14 protein-coding genes are annotated in these 15197 nt (G+C 28.4%); 3 read left to right on the forward strand and 11 right to left on the reverse strand.

The features are described 5' to 3' along the window. Positions 1–13: 13 nt before the first annotated feature. Positions 14–220 carry a hypothetical protein gene (locus Q6H37_RS16405; protein WP_318734080.1) on the reverse strand — a complete coding sequence of 69 codons (207 nt, stop codon included), beginning with the start codon at positions 218–220 and terminating at the stop codon, positions 14–16. A gap of 223 nt (positions 221–443) precedes the next feature. Between Q6H37_RS16405 and Q6H37_RS16410 the strand changes: the two genes are divergently transcribed. Next, entirely contained in the window at positions 444–851 is a 408-nt protein-coding gene (locus tag Q6H37_RS16410) for a bacteriohemerythrin (protein ID WP_318734082.1), read from the forward strand. A 68-nt stretch (positions 852–919) separates the two neighbouring features. Here Q6H37_RS16410 and Q6H37_RS16415 read toward each other — a convergent pair whose 3' ends face one another. After that, positions 920–1342 carry a DUF2000 domain-containing protein gene (locus tag Q6H37_RS16415; RefSeq protein ID WP_318734084.1) on the reverse strand — a complete coding sequence of 141 codons (423 nt, stop codon included), beginning with the start codon at positions 1340–1342 and terminating at the stop codon, positions 920–922. Then, on the reverse strand, positions 1339–2169 hold the full coding sequence (locus Q6H37_RS16420; RefSeq protein ID WP_318734086.1) for an AraC family transcriptional regulator: 831 nt from the start codon (positions 2167–2169) through the stop codon (positions 1339–1341). Before Q6H37_RS16420 ends, Q6H37_RS16415 begins: the two co-directional genes overlap by 4 nt. A 225-nt stretch (positions 2170–2394) precedes the next feature. Here Q6H37_RS16420 and Q6H37_RS16425 point away from each other — a divergent pair, with 225 nt between their 5' ends. Then, positions 2395–2727, forward strand: a complete 333-nt coding sequence (locus Q6H37_RS16425; protein WP_318734088.1) for a PadR family transcriptional regulator — start codon at positions 2395–2397, stop codon at positions 2725–2727. Positions 2728–2730: 3 nt separating this feature from the next. Continuing rightward, positions 2731–3444: a DUF2812 domain-containing protein gene (locus Q6H37_RS16430; protein WP_318734090.1), complete on the forward strand. Its 714-nt coding sequence runs from the start codon at positions 2731–2733 to the stop codon at positions 3442–3444. 412 nt (positions 3445–3856) lie between these two features. Here Q6H37_RS16430 and Q6H37_RS16435 read toward each other — a convergent pair whose 3' ends face one another. The 8 genes from Q6H37_RS16435 to Q6H37_RS16465 all read right to left on the reverse strand — a co-directional run bounded on the left by Q6H37_RS16435 (position 3857) and on the right by Q6H37_RS16465 (position 15181). Further along, complete coding sequence (locus Q6H37_RS16435) at positions 3857–4390, reverse strand: GNAT family protein (RefSeq protein WP_318734092.1); 534 nt, start codon at positions 4388–4390, stop codon at positions 3857–3859. Between the two features lie 36 nt (positions 4391–4426). Next, positions 4427–7987, reverse strand: coding sequence for a DUF4132 domain-containing protein (locus Q6H37_RS16440; protein ID WP_318734094.1), 3561 nt, complete (start codon positions 7985–7987; stop codon positions 4427–4429). Positions 7988–8030: 43 nt separating this feature from the next. Beyond that, on the reverse strand, positions 8031–8354 hold the full coding sequence (locus Q6H37_RS16445; protein ID WP_318734096.1) for a hypothetical protein: 324 nt from the start codon (positions 8352–8354) through the stop codon (positions 8031–8033). Positions 8355–8376: 22 nt separating this feature from the next. Continuing rightward, positions 8377–10056, reverse strand: coding sequence for an SWIM zinc finger family protein (locus tag Q6H37_RS16450; protein ID WP_318734098.1), 1680 nt, complete (start codon positions 10054–10056; stop codon positions 8377–8379). Further along, the gene (locus Q6H37_RS16455; protein ID WP_318734101.1) at positions 10032–11156 is read right to left on the reverse strand and encodes a VWA domain-containing protein; all 1125 of its coding nucleotides are present in this window, start codon (positions 11154–11156) and stop codon (positions 10032–10034) included. Before Q6H37_RS16455 ends, Q6H37_RS16450 begins: the two co-directional genes overlap by 25 nt. Positions 11157–11282: 126 nt before the next feature. Then, on the reverse strand, positions 11283–11654 hold the full coding sequence (locus Q6H37_RS29590) for a DUF3307 domain-containing protein (RefSeq protein ID WP_412523863.1): 372 nt from the start codon (positions 11652–11654) through the stop codon (positions 11283–11285). Positions 11655–11681: 27 nt separating this feature from the next. After that, positions 11682–14105 (reverse strand): DUF5682 family protein, encoded by a 2424-nt coding sequence (locus Q6H37_RS16460; protein ID WP_318734103.1) that lies wholly within the window; start codon positions 14103–14105, stop codon positions 11682–11684. Then, the gene (locus Q6H37_RS16465; RefSeq protein ID WP_318734105.1) at positions 14066–15181 is read right to left on the reverse strand and encodes an ATP-binding protein; all 1116 of its coding nucleotides are present in this window, start codon (positions 15179–15181) and stop codon (positions 14066–14068) included. Before Q6H37_RS16465 ends, Q6H37_RS16460 begins: the two co-directional genes overlap by 40 nt. Positions 15182–15197 lie beyond the last annotated feature (16 nt).

Raw genomic sequence — 15197 nt, forward strand, 5'->3', positions numbered from 1 at the left:
CATTTTACCTCCTTTATACTCTTGTAACACTATTCTCATTAATAAATTGCTGTATGCCTTTAACCCTACCTTCAGCCGCTAATATACCTGCTTCTGCTTGTTTTTTTAATTCATCATCTGTTATAAGTGTTTGCATTGCTCTTGAAATTGCTAATCCATCACTCTCAAACTTTAATAATCCTGTTAATGAAAGCACTTCTCCTTCAGCAAGTTTTCTCATTTTCAAACCTCCATTTCTTTTATGTATTGATTCTAAATTAGTATATGTAGTTTAAATTATATTAAACATTATACTTATATAAAATGTAGGAATTGATTTTAAAAATAATTTGAACTTATTAAAAAACAAAATTATATAATAATTATTATTGATTTATTTTTAAATTCTGCTATAATATATATCATTAGGAAATAATTAATAGAAGTTTTGAGGAGGGATATAAATGTTTGAATGGAAAGAAGAATATGAAACAAAAATAGAAGTTATAGATGAACAACATAAGGAATTATTTAAAATTGCAAATGAATCTTATGCTCTTTTAAAAAATGATCTAATTTTAGATAAATATGATAAGGTAGTAGAAATAATAAATAGATTACTTGATTATTGTGAATACCATTTTTCTACAGAAGAACAATACCAATTAAGTATAGGTTATAAAAAATTTCTAAGTCACAAAGTACAGCATGAAGAATTTATTAAAAAACTTAGAGATGAAAACTTAAAAAAAATGGATGAAAATCAAGATGAGTATCTAATGAACATATTGGAATTTTTCATGAAGTGGATCACAGGACACATATTAGCTAGAGATATGGATTATGTTCAATATGCCAGAACACTAGCTTAATTAAAAAGTCTATGAAATTATAAACATTGTAATTTCATAGACTTTTTATACATTTTCAAATGTAATTATTATCTAAGTAAAGGCATGCTTCCTGTAAGTTTATTAACTTTTTTCTTATTTCCACATATGGTAAGTCCAAAATAAGTATGCTCTTCTTCTAAAGTACTTGATGCCTTTTCAATGTACTGACTGTAAACATTACAACTTTGTGCAACATCAGAAAAATCTACTACAACCATATCCTGAAAATCAGTAGTATAAAGTTTTTCCCTTAAATTTCTAAGAATTTCTTTATTACCTTTTAAGATTGGTACAGGTATTGTTGTAATTCCTAAATGTGTTTTTCCTGAAGCATCAACAACATCTTCACCTACCAATTCTGGAACATATTTTCCTAGTGTAATACTCAATATTGATGCGGTATTTGCAATAATTCCCAGTGGAAGATTTTCATTTATAACTATAACACATTTTGTATCTTTTTCCTTCATTGTTTATCTCCTTCTTGTATAAAAATTTTCATATACTGCTTTGGTGTTAAACCAATAAATTTTTTAAAAAAATTTGTAAAATGACTTTGATCTGTAAATCCAGTTTGTATGGCAGCATCTATTGGTGCAATTCCCTGCTCTAAAAGCTTCTTGGCCTTACTAATACGAATGCTTTCAAGATAACCATATGGTGTTATTCCTTTTTGTTTTGTAAAAGAACGTAATAAATAGTATTTATTTAATCCTGTTAATTCACTCAATTTGTTTAATGTAATACTTTCCATATAATTTTCTTCTAAAAAATCACATATAGTTTTAATTTCTGAATTTGCCTCCTTTAAAGTGTCTACAGTAACTGCATCAGCATATTCAGTTATCAACTGTTCAATTATAAATAAAAAAATTTCTTCTTTTTTAAAATCTCTTTCCTCATTCATAATCATAAGATACAATTCCTTTAAAGAAGATACAATATCACTATTAAAAACTGCATTTTCTTTAAAATATGGCACGTAATCCTTTCCTGTTATCTCAAACGCCACTTTTTTCATTACCTCAGTCTTTATGTTCATACATCTATAGTCAAGGGTTCCGCCATCAATTTGCTGACAAGTGTGATTATCGCCAGGATTGAATAATACCAAATCTCCTCTCTCAATTACATATTCTTTATTTTTACAAAATAACTGCCGCCTACCACTTTCAATAAAACCTATAACATAATATTCATGAAAATGATTGGGAAACTTCTGCTTAATACCTTTAAAATTATAAGCTTCTATATTCAAATCTATATCAAAACAAACAGTTCGATTCTCTTTCTGCACTTATTTTCCTCCTTTCCTTTTGTTTTTTATAGAATAACATAAACAAGTTCAATGTTTCTTGTATAATATTGACTAAATTCTATCTTAAATTAAAAAACATAAAATCACAGTATATACTTTTAGTATATAAAAAACCATATCATTTATTGACACATATATCATTAAATGATATAGTTTATTTAAGGATATATCATTTAATGATATATAATAGGAGGTGAACATATTGTGGCTAGAAATGATTCTTTAAAAATGGGTGAACTCACTGATGCTTACTATTACATTTTGCTTTCTTTAATAAATCCTAAACATGGTTATTTAATTATGAAATCAGTAGAAGAAATATCTGAAGGCAAATTTTCAATAGGTCCTGCATCATTATATACAAGTATAAAAAAGCTTCTTGATGCAGAATTAATAAAGCTTACAGAAGAATCAGAACAAAAAAAAATTTATATTGCTACAGATAAAGGAATTGAATTCTTAAAAAATGAAATTGAAAGAAAAAGGAAAATGATTGAAATTGCTGAAAAAGTGTTTAATGATAAGGAGATGTTATAAAATATGCCAGATACTAAATATGTTATGAGCAAAGGAATAGCATTTTCAGAACATGAAGAAATGCAAATATTATCTGAATATGCTAGTAAAGGTTGGTTTTTATATGAATTTGCTTTTTTAGGATATAGATTAAAAAAGGCTGACCCCGAAAAATTACAATATGCTTTAGATTATAGAAATAATGCAGATGAAGAATATTTTTCATATTTTCAAGAAGCAGGATGGCACCATGTATGTTCTGCTGAAAATATGATTCATATATTCAGTGCTCCTCAAGGAACAAAACCAATTTATACTGATAATAATACTGAATCAGAAAAATATATAAACCAATATAAGTCCATGAAGAAAGTAGCAATACCATCTTTGTTATGTTCTGTTTTATTTATCGTTTTAATGCTTCTTGCTGAATATAGTCATATATCTAATATATATGTAATAATTTTTGCTATTCTTTTACTACCTACAGCAATACTTGCTGTTATTACAACATTACCATGTATATCTTATTATAAAAAAATAAATGAAACTGAAAGAGTTTATTCTTCTAGTAAAATGCACAAAATAGTAGATAAATTATCAGTAATTATGATTATAATACTAATATCTTTAGTTATTTTAATATTCTTTAATTTTATAAAAATAAATATCATAGCACTTTATTTGATTTGTTTAATTACCTTACTGTTAACACTATTTAGCTGTTTTATGAAATAGAAAATAATATTCAATAATAAACTCAACTTTTGCGTATATAAAGCTTTAACTTAATATAAAAGGCACATTGCGACGTAAGGGTGCAGTGGAAGTTTGAATTTTAACTTTTATTCCGTGATATATTATAAGGGTGTCCTCACGGCTAAATGTTTTAATTATTCTAAAGCTCGAAATTTTTGAAAGCCTAAGAATAATATTAAAACAATTTAGCTAATGTGAGGACACCCTTATAATATATCACTGCACAAAAGTTAAAATCCAAACTAGCAAGTTCAAGTGTACGTGCCTAATTGCATTGTTATAGGTAATTCGCTTACATACGCTTATGTTACATTATTTTTAAACTGCCAAGGTTCAGTTCTTTATTATAAATTTTCATATTTTAATTCAAAATTTTGTAATCCAGATTATTTTAATCAATTACAAGCCCCATTGCTATAGAATCATAGAAAACTCCATTTACCCAAAAGTCTCTTTTTAATATTCCTTCTTTTACAAATCCAAGCTTATTATATAGTGCAATACCTACTTTATTATCACTTCTAACTCTTAAATTAATTTTCTTAATTATTCCTGAATTTTTACTCCAGTCAATTAAATATTTAACAAGTTCTTTTCCTATCCCATTTCCCCAATATTCTTTAAGAACACTTACTCCAAATTCACCAACATGAGAAGTCCTTTCTCGAGGACCTCCAGAAAAATTTAAATTTCCAACTACCTTACCATCAATTTCAGCTATAATAAATAATGCATTTTCTTTATTCAAAGCATTTACAATAAATTCCTCTTCATCTTCAACAGTCTTATTATACTCATCTTTTCCAAAAGTCAGAAAATCTGACTCTCCTCCAATTATATTAATATATTCTATTAATGCTTTTCCATCTTCTTTAACAGCTTTCCTAATCACAAAATTTTTCTTGCTGCATTTTATGTCATTCATTACATTCAAACCTCCCCATGATATTTTATATAATCTTTAATCAAGCTTAATTTCCTTTCTCCAATTTTCATTTACAGTTGTACTTGATGAAAGTGCATTATCAACTTGATATAATGTTTCACTAAAATACTTTTCGGGAACCTTACTTAAAGAAAGTAAATGTTCTTCCTTTATTTCATCATATATGTAGCTTCCTCTTTCCACTGTACCTGAATTATAAAATCTTAAAATATAAATTGTGGTGTCTTCATTTTCGTCTCCCACATATAAGCCTTCAAATCTTAATTCTGCTCCTATACCTAAATTTTTATCTTCCTTATACAATTCATAGTACCCACCTGCATCTTGAACTGAACCTCTATACCAACCATAGTTCATTAGCTTACCTGCAAGTGAAAGTCCATTTACAATTTTTCCACCAAATCTATCTACATACTTCATGCTCTTTTCTTTTTCTATTAAAGCAAATGTCTTTCTATTGAGCTGTTCTATAGGTTGTACAATTTCATAATTTTCAAGCTGCTCCTTCCAAAGTGCTAAATCTTCATCATTAAGCTCAAGTGGATGTACAAGCCCTATGCTGCAATCATCTAGCATTTCAAATTCATCTTCATCCTTGGTATTAAAACTTCCATCTTCCATATATCTAAATGTATCTACTAACTTTGAATCCTTATATGTTCCCCAAATAAGTCCTATGGCAAATTGATGCATAATTGGATTTTCAACAAATAAATTCATCCATGCTGTCTTTGTCCATTTTCTATCATTAGAAAGTGCCAAATCCATTCTTGTAGTTTGTATTGAAACTGTTGTCTTTAACTGCTTTTTAAAGGTTTTAAATTCACTATGTGCTTCTTTAGCCTTTTCTTCATCATCTCTTTTACCTGGAGAAGGTAAATTTTTAAGTTTCTTTTTATTTTCATCATATACTTCAATAGAAAGATCAGGTGTAAGATTTACAGTAAATTTTCTACTTCCATAGTCAAATATTCTTTCACCACTTATATCAAAGCCTAAATTTGGCACAATCTTATCAGAAAGTTCTTCTCTATCTACTCCCATTTGCTCTGCAGCAAAATCAAGAGCTTCTGAGGCTGCCTTCTTTACCTGTTTGTACTTAAACTTTCTTGAAATACCATCAACTATTAAAAGTGCACTAGAACTTCCATTCAAAGCAAGTGCCTTTACAGCTTCACTAGCTATTGCCCCTCTTGAATTTTTAGCCCAGTTATTTATATCCTTTTCTAATTTTACAACAATTTCATCTCCACCGTGAACTGCTGAAAATCCAAGCACCCATCTCTTTTTGGATTCAGCACCTTTTTCAAACCATCTATCAAAAACTTCATTTGCAAATAGCTTCATATCAGATTCATTTAGTTTTTCTGCAAATCTATCTCCATCTACACTTATTCCTATATTGCTGGATGCCGAATAACAAAGCAGAATGGCTTTTAAATAATCCTCTTCGCAATAATTATCATTTTCCTTTAATCTAACCTTTGACAATGATTCAAATTCAAGCCACGAAAGTGATTTTTTCTTGTTACCCTTTAACAAATTTTTAATCAAATCATCATCTTTTAATTCTTTTTCTTCACCTTCTTGTTCAATACCTAAAACCTCCATAAGCAAAGTTCTTATTTTTTGGCTTTTTTCAACTTCTAAAGTATAACTTAAAGAATCTTTAATAAGCTTCTTTCTTTCTTCCCTAATATTTTTATCATGCCATTTTGATATTATTTTTATGGCAACTTCTCTTTCACCCTGCTTTTGAGCTTTTAATTTATTAAGCACATCATCCATATAAGAAATATTATTTAAATCATTTGTAAATAACTCTATGATTTTTTCCTTAACCTTTTTTGAACTATCACCAAACTCATCTAATACTGCTTTTATATTGTCTTCTGACTTAATTTTAAATATATATTCTATAAATATACATCTTGCATCTGCTGAAACATTTTTTATATTTTCTATAACTTCATCTCCATCTTGTATTACTATGTCTTTTAAAACAGCAGTCATTGCATTTGCTATTTTATTTCCATAATCATAATTAGTTAGTATCTTATCAATAAGCTGCATTTTCATAGTTACAGATACATTGTATTTTCTTAAAATATCAAATATTAACTGAAATTTTTCTTTACTATAACAATTGCCGCTGTGCTTATCATATACAGATGCAAGTCTTAAAATATATCTTTGATATTTAAGTACAGATAAAACTACAATTGAGCGCTCATATATATCAACATTCTCTCCTATTTTCTTACACAAAATAGAAAGTAAATCTATGAGTTCATTATTTACTCTCCAGTAATTTGCTTCCTTAGGGTTTATTGAATAAAGGGTATTCTTAACTTCTTCAAAGGAGCTTGTACCATTTAAAAATGCTTCTACTATACTTATATCTCCTTCATTTATTTCATCTTCTCTTAGAATCTTTGAAAATATATTTACACAGTTATTCTCAAGGCTTTTTATATAATCCAATTTTTTATCATCATCAAGCATAAATGAAATTAAATAATTTTTTGCAGAGCCTTCACACAAATCTATGGCATCTTCAAAAGGCTTTTTATCTTTTTTAAGCTTTTCATTTAACTCTTTTGCAGCATTTTCATTGTCTGAAAATTTTTCTGCATACCATGCTATATGATATTTTGAAGGTATTTCAAATATCATGTCAAAATTATTTACTGTGTTGGAATAACAGCTTGTTACAGACATAATATTATAAGCTGAGTTTAAAGCAAATCTAAAATCCACCCTTGTGAAAAATTGAAAAATCTTCTTTAAAGTTGCAGATTTGTCTGCGTTTAATGCTGAAAGTCCTATTAAAAATTTAAACAAATAATCATTGAATCTATATGTTTTAACCTTATCTATAATACTTTCAAGTAATTTATAATCATTTTTATTTATAAAGTCTTGGATTTTCTTAACTAAATCCTCTGGCATCTTATTTTCATAAAGATTATCTATAGAATCTGTAAAATCATCTTCTACAGCTTTTAAAAGCTTCTTATATGTATCATCCCTTTCTACCATTTTACAGTTGCAGTATATTGAATAAAGCAACATTTTTTGATTTGTCTTTACTAAGCTCGCTGCTTTAATTAAAACTTTAGGATTTTCACTGCATATATCGTATATTATTTTAAAATTTTTACTCTCCAATCTATTGCCGTCAAATGTTAAACGTTCTATATAAAGTACTAATACTATATATTTTTCAATTCCCGCATCTATAAGTTCTTTTAAATTGTATTCTGAAAGCCAATAGTAAACTTTACTTACTATAAGACTAGCACTTGGGCCACCCATTTTAAATAACATATTCACATACTTTTTCATATAATCATTATTTTTATATTTTCTTATAGAACTAAGTGCATGAACAGTTTTTTTAATGTTGTCATCTGAAATTGAATAAAATTTTATTTCAGGCAATATATTTAAAAATTCATTTTCATCCACTGCATCTTCAAGATAATCTTCTAATTTATCTATAACATTTTCAGATACATTAAGTTCTTCAAGTGCATCCATTATTCTATTTAATAAGTGTTCTTTCATATTCATAAAACGTCATCTCCATTTCATATATAGCTTTCCATAACAATAATCAAAGCTTTGCTATTTTGTCTTTTAGGTTTAACATATGCAATTTTTCACTACAAATTAAACAATACTCACTTAACTCTGAGTAATTTCTCACAGTTTCTTCATAATCAAAGTCAAAACTGTGCCTTTTGCTTGAAAGTTTATCATGTAAGCTTTTTAGTTTCTTTACACCATAGGTCATTCCACAGCTTTCCATGAGCAAACTTAACCTTGAAAATTCATTTAAAGTAAAATCACCTGGTGAATTAAATCCACTAAAAAAAATTTCCTGTAAAGCCTTTTCAACTTCCTTTAATATTTCAAGTATTTCTTCCTTTTCATTCATATATATCACCACCAAACAGTTGCTATACTGTTAAATTTTCAACTTCGCCTTCATCATCATAATAGCTGATTGGATAAAACATAAGCTTTTCTTTATCTATATAAACCCTTCCCATAAATAGATGAGTCTTTTTATATTTCACTAATCTTTCCAAAGTTCTTATAAGATTTTTGCTTTCACTAGAAAATTTAACAAGTATTTTGCAGAGATTATTTTCCTTATCATATATTGGAAGTGAAAACTCTTGAGTTACATTATCAAAATTAGACTCTCCAAATTCATTTATATTTAAAAATACTAAGTTATAATTTTCATTTTTCTCATTGTTATTTAAAAATATCTTTTCTAAAAGCTGTTGCCAGTTATCATAAGTAAAATTTTCAGCATTTAATTTTGTAAAATGACTTTTATCCATAATTGTCCCTTTTGATTCACTACTGGAAGAGATTCTGTTTCCAGAATTTATTTTGCCGTGAACAAGCTTAAAAGTTATTTTAGACAATTCCTGTACACTACAATTTAGCTCCCAAGGTGCTGCTTCATTAAAATTTCTTCTAATTTTCACATTATCATAATATGTAGGAAGTGCATGAGTATAAGTATAAATTTCCTTCCTCTTGTTTTCTAAAAAATAATAAGTAATTCCCTCATAACCTGATTTGCTCTTCCACTTTTCAGCCCCAAAACCATGAAGCTCTACTGGAGGAATTTCATAATAAGAACTTTTAAATTCACCAACTAATGAGCTCAATTTATTTAAATCTTCTATATTTTCCAGTACAATTGTCCTAGTATAAACATTAGTTAGTTTGTTCAACAAATTTTTTGCAGTAAAAGAAGCATTTTTATTAAAATAAAGTAAAAATTCCTCTCTTATATCCCTTATACTTTTTTCAAAATTAGGCAACTCATAATTATGACATATAACTGCAATACTGTTCAGCTTGTCCAAAACTGTTATAGGAGTTCTTGAAAGACCTGTTATAAATATATCTTCAATGGTCTGTCTTAACTTTACTGCTGCCTTTTTCATTTCATCCCTATTAAAAAGCAATTCACTTGCAGTAAAATCTTTGAGTTCTTCAAAGGTCAAATATCGCTTTTCAAGCTTATATAAAATTAAAGCTTCAGCTTTATGTGTACAAAGTTCTTTTGACTTACAGCTGCAAATTGAGTTTTCTATATCATCTAAAAGCTTAACTAATATATCTTCATCATTAAAATTTACTTCTATAATAGAGCCTTCTTTTATTGTAAAGTTTATTCCATATTCTATTCTTTTAACTATATTTTCTAAGCTTTTTTCTCCTATTTTCTTTTTTATATCCTCTATTTTAAACTCTTTTAATTTTAAAAATTCTTCCTTCTTTTCCTCACATTCATCTTCACTATTTTCTAATTTAAATATTTCTTTTTGGTTTTCAATTAAATATAAATAGCACATAATAACATGCTTGCATATACTTCTTGAAGGACAGCTGCATTGATACTTTTGAATGTCTTCACTTATAAAACAAGTTATATCATCAATTTTAAATTCAATGCCTTCATCTTTTGTTTCATACTCAAGGTTTGAAACTTTAGCTAAATCCTTTTCCGCCCTATTTGTAATACCTTTATTACTTATTCCTATAAGATATTCTTTATCAATAGTTTTAATGAATTTCTCAAAGGATTTTAAGAAATTATCTTTGCTATCCAATCTGATAACCCCCCCGGCGTCATTGCTGCAACTTCTGCTCCAAGAGAAGCCATTTTTAAGCCAGCATTTTTATCATATGAAGGTGATGCTTCCATATCCAGTGCTGTGAGTACAATTAACTTTGCTCCACTTTCAACAATGGACTTTGCTCTAGCATACATATTGCCATAACCTCCTCCTTCATATAAATCCGTAACTAAAATAACTATAGTTCTATGTGGATTTTCAATTAAGCCTTCACAATAGGTTAAAGCCTTGCTTATATTAGTACCACCACCAAGCTGTACGCTCATAAGGGTTTCCACAGGATCATCAATGTATCCAGTTAAATCCACTACTGTTGTATCAAATATAACAAGATTTGTTTTAAGCATTGGAAGCTTTGCAAATATTCCAGCCATTATGGCACTGTGAATTACAGAATCAAGCATAGAGCCACTTTCATCTACTGCAATTACTACATTCCAGGGATTAAACTTTTTAACTCTTTCATTGAAATATATTTTATCTACTATAATTTTGTTTTCATTTAAATCGTAATTTTTTAAATTTCTTTTTATAGTTTTCTTAAAATCTATATTCCTTGAACATTTAATTATAGAGGATTTATTTTTATTTATTCTTCCTGTAATGGACTTTTTAACATCATTTTCAAGCTCTTTAGTTATTTGTTCTGCTATGTTTTTTACAATAGTCTTTGCAGTATTTAAAACATCTCCTCTCATAAGATGCTTCATCTGCAGTATGTTTTTTAAAAGCTCCTTATTAGGCTCCAGCTTCTTAAGAACTTCTTTGTCTGTTAAAAGCTCTGTGAGATTATATTTTTCAATAGCATGCTTTTCAAGGATTTCAACAGTTTCTTTTGGAAAAAGTTCTCTTATCTTAGTTATCCATTTTGGTACAGTTAAATCTGAAGCTGATGAACCACCTTGACCCTTACTTCTTCTTACACCATCTTTTTCACTGTATTCTCTGGAATATAAAAAATCTAATAAATCATCCATATCCATATAATTAACACTTGAATTACCACTTTCAAAGGAAATTTGATTTTCTGCATATTTTCCAAGTATTAATCTCCATCTATTTATATTGCTCACTAAACTCTCCCACCTCCTATTTCATTATTCTATTTTCTCCAAAACGAAATTCATTGTCCTCTGAAAAGTTGTGCAGCATTATTCTTATTATATTAAATCAAAGTTTTGTATGTTTGAAAGTTGAAACTATAACAAATGACCAGTATAGCTTGCAATTAAAACTAAAATACTTATATGCAGCAATTGATCAATTAAATTAACTGCATAATATTTTAAGGACTTATGTATGTATGAAACCTTATAGCATTTTATATAGTCAATAATAAAATGGCTGATAAAAACTATAAAGATGTTGTATACAGTAAACAACTTCAAATATAAAAATGCTAAAGAAACTGACAAAGTATACAAAATTACATGTATAACTATAAACTTTACATTCTGCCTTTTTAGTATTCCAAAATCCCTGCATTTAAAAATCTTCCTTATAAATAAGCTTCTTTGAAGAATTACATCTCCAAATAAGTGAAAAAATATTAGTATAAAATATATTTTCATTTTAAACCTCACGTTGCATATATAAATCTAAGAATCACTTGATATTATTCCCATTTGTTTCATTTTACTAACTGCATATTTGTCGATTTCCTCTCCAAACTTCAAAATTTCAGGTGAAACAGTTATCAGTTCATCAAAATGACTTTTGGAGGTTCCATAAGCTTGTGCTACTCTTTCTCCTATTTCATCTATTTCTCTTGGTATGAAATAGCTAAAAGCAAGTCTAAGATTTGGAACAATTCTTATAAACTCTTCTTCTGAAACATTTCCTACAAACTTATCAATGGATTTTAAAATGGAGTCCTCCACAAAAATTAAATCCCTAGCTGTTGAAAATAGTCCATTTAAAAATAAAGGTGCTTTTAAAGCTTCATCTTTGGTTCCCATAATATATCCTTCTAAAATTTTTGCCATTTTATTTACTTCCATTTCACCAAATCCATATAATATTCCATATGAAGCACCTTCAATTCCAGCATTTATAGAATCTTTTCTTAAAAGTGAAAATAGTGCTTCTTTGAAAAGAGTACTGTCCAATTTAATTTCCCTGTTAAATACAATATTAAATACTTCCTTTAAACAATTTACTGCTTTTATGGTTTCTTCTTCATTAATGGAATTCATGTCTGAAATCAATATACATATTTTACTATAAGCATAAAAAATCATATTTTCTATTTCATTCATACAATCCATTAAATACAATTCTCTTACTTCATAAATGTGATTTAAATAATACAAACATTCCACTAGTGAATAAAAACTTCCATCCTCTGTAATATTCTTTTTTAATGAACTTATGGTGAAATTAAAAATTTCATCAAGTCCCATGTTAAACGCCTGCACCAGCATTTTAGAAATACTAGATGAATTTCTTGCATTTTGGGATATTTCCTTTTTTATAAGGGAAGTACAAGCTTCCTTTAAGGTTCCTCCATAAACTGAGTTTTCAATGAGAATAGAATCTACAGAAGTACTCCATTTATAATTCCAGGTTTCCCTTATTAAATTCACATTTTTTTTAAGTAAAATATTAGGCCCCTTTAAAAGCTTGCAAAAGTTAGTATCCATAAATTCCATTCTATGCATAAGGCAGCTTATTTCTCTATGTCTCTTAGATGAAAATATTTCAAGAACAATTTCCTGACCTATAGTTGTATTTATCTTTAATTTGAATTTTGAACAACTATCTTTAAAGTCATTTACAAGAGGTGGTACATCAGCTAAGTCACAAAGCTTACCAATTTTATTACCTGTAAGCTGTTTATACAAAATTTTTAAGGGTTCTTCTGTAGATACATTTAAATCACCTTTTATAAATGAAGAAGTTACAGCATCTATAAGTTCATAAACTCCTATTTGAGATTTTCCTCTTAAACTGGAAAGCCCTCTGCACATATCAAAGGCACATATTTCATCAAAGGTAGAAAGACAGCCATCATTTTTTCTTACCTTTTTACCACTTTCAATGATATTTGAAAGTACAGAGTTATTGTAAGGAGTTTCACATTTTTCCTCTATGTTATTCCATATGCCTTCATAAAAACTAGGAAATGGCATTCCACTGGCATATCCATTTAATTGATCTGCTGCCTCCATGGAATAAGGCATAACATATACTCCCTTATCCTTTTCATCAATTTTAGAAAGTTTCATTTTATTATCCTTGTCTAAAAGTCCAATTATCCCTGAAGTGTGGAAGCCTCCTGTAACAACTAAAATTTTATTGTAACTTTTAAGAGCTTCTTGTATTTTAGAAGCCATAAAATTTTCTCTTGCTAAGCATCCTTCCTCCATAAGCCCTTCTTCTTTACTATAAGCTCTTGAAAAATAACAGTAGGAAAGCAAATTATATACAAACTTTTCTTTGTTTATATTAAGCCCTTGAATTTCAAATAACTTTTCCCAAAGCTCATTAAAATTTCTACAGCCTTCCTTTTCACAAATACTTTTTAAAAATTTACTTCTTTCTAAAAAATAATCATCATTGTAGTTCAATTTATCCTGCTTTTTCAAAAGTCCTTTTCCTTCACTGCTGTTTATTAAAATATCACTATAAGAAAGATCAATAAACTGTGTTTCTATTTTTCTTTCTCTTCCCTGTCTTAATGCCACAAGCTCTGGTGAATAATCCAAAAAAGGATAATAACATCTATATTTACCTTTAGTATCATCTATAGCCCCTTTGGAATCAGAATAAGAATAATAAATTGCAAAAGGTGCTTTACTTTCCTCATGACATAAAACATCCTTTATTCTATTTCCATCTATAGGTCCTTCAATTAATATAATATCTGGCTTATATTGCTCAATAGTATTCTTTAAATGATAAGAACATGCAGGACTGTGATGTCTTACCGGAAAAAATACAAGCTTTGAATTCAAATTAAAAGCACTTTTAAATAGTTCATCTATTTTATCCATTTCCTTGCTTCGTAATACTTCTCCCATAAACTACCACCTTCTACAGCTTTTGATTTTACAATAACATTAAAATAATTTTTTAATTTTTCAAGATCATCTCTGCTCTCTTTTAAAGCAGCACCCATTATGTTTTGAACCATGGAATCCAAACTTATTTTAGAATCCCCATAGTAATAGGATGTCATCATGGTTTGGTAGTAAACCGACACAGCTTCTGCAGTACTCATTACTGAAGAAGGCTTGTCTATTCTTATTCCATTAGAAGATATTCCTTCTCTTAATTCATGAAAAGTTGAAGCTAAAAGATTTGCTACATTTTCATCCACTTCCATTTCTACATTGTTTTGAGATGTAAGTTTTTTTACTTCATTTGTTATAATTTTAGCTTCAAGAGAAACATCCTTTATTGGGAATATGGTTTCAAAGTTAAATCTTCTCTTTAAGGCACTGCTCATTTCATTGACACCCTTATCGCGGGTATTAGCAGTGCCAATAACATTAAAACCAGGCTTTGCAAATAAAAGTCCTTCACTTTCTCCAAGCTCTGGTATGTTCAACACTTTATCACTTAATATACTTATTAAACTATCTTGAATTTCAGAAGGACATCTTGTTATTTCCTCAAATCTTGTAATAATACCTTTTTCCATACCTGCAAATAATGGTGCTTTTACTAATGCTTCTAGAGTTGGTCCTTTAGCTAGAAGCATGGCATAGTTCCAGGAATATTTAATCATGTCCTCTGTGGTACCTGCTGTTCCTTGAACTGTATTTGTACTGTATCCGCATATTGCTGCAGACAAAAGTTCAGAAAGCATAGTTTTTGCAGTACCAGGTTCTCCAACTAGCATCAATCCCCTATTGCCAGCAAGGGTTATAATACATCTTTCAACTAATGAATCATTTCCAAAAAACTTTTTATTTATATATATAGTTTTATTCTTATAAGTTAAAGGTTCAGAACTTCCTAGTATAAACTTTCTAACAGCTTTTGGTGACAAAATCCAGTTATTAGGCTTAATACCATCATCGTTTTTCTTTAAAGCTGCAAGTTCTTCCTTATATAAAACCTCCACAGGAGGCTTTAACATCTTCTTCTCCATACAATCACTCCCTCAT

Source organism: Clostridium sp. JS66, from assembly GCF_033561535.1.
Classification (GTDB): domain Bacteria; phylum Bacillota; class Clostridia; order Clostridiales; family Clostridiaceae; genus Clostridium_AM; species Clostridium_AM carboxidivorans.

Bases quoted from the DNA above. Each gene is read 5' to 3' on its own strand.
- Q6H37_RS16415 (WP_318734084.1), bottom strand. From the start codon at position 1,342: ATGAAGGAAAAAGATACAAAATGTGTTATAGTTATAAATGAAAATCTT.
- Q6H37_RS16410 (WP_318734082.1), top strand. From the start codon at position 444: ATGTTTGAATGGAAAGAAGAATATGAAACAAAAATAGAAGTTATAGAT.
- Q6H37_RS16440 (WP_318734094.1), bottom strand. From the start codon at position 7,987: ATGAATATGAAAGAACACTTATTAAATAGAATAATGGATGCACTTGAA.
- Q6H37_RS16405 (WP_318734080.1), bottom strand. From the start codon at position 220: ATGAGAAAACTTGCTGAAGGAGAAGTGCTTTCATTAACAGGATTATTA.
- Q6H37_RS29590 (WP_412523863.1), bottom strand. From the start codon at position 11,654: ATGAAAATATATTTTATACTAATATTTTTTCACTTATTTGGAGATGTA.
- Q6H37_RS16445 (WP_318734096.1), bottom strand. From the start codon at position 8,354: ATGAATGAAAAGGAAGAAATACTTGAAATATTAAAGGAAGTTGAAAAG.
- Q6H37_RS16435 (WP_318734092.1), bottom strand. From the start codon at position 4,390: ATGAATGACATAAAATGCAGCAAGAAAAATTTTGTGATTAGGAAAGCT.
- Q6H37_RS16430 (WP_318734090.1), top strand. From the start codon at position 2,731: ATGCCAGATACTAAATATGTTATGAGCAAAGGAATAGCATTTTCAGAA.
- Q6H37_RS16460 (WP_318734103.1), bottom strand. From the start codon at position 14,105: ATGGGAGAAGTATTACGAAGCAAGGAAATGGATAAAATAGATGAACTA.
- Q6H37_RS16465 (WP_318734105.1), bottom strand. From the start codon at position 15,181: ATGGAGAAGAAGATGTTAAAGCCTCCTGTGGAGGTTTTATATAAGGAA.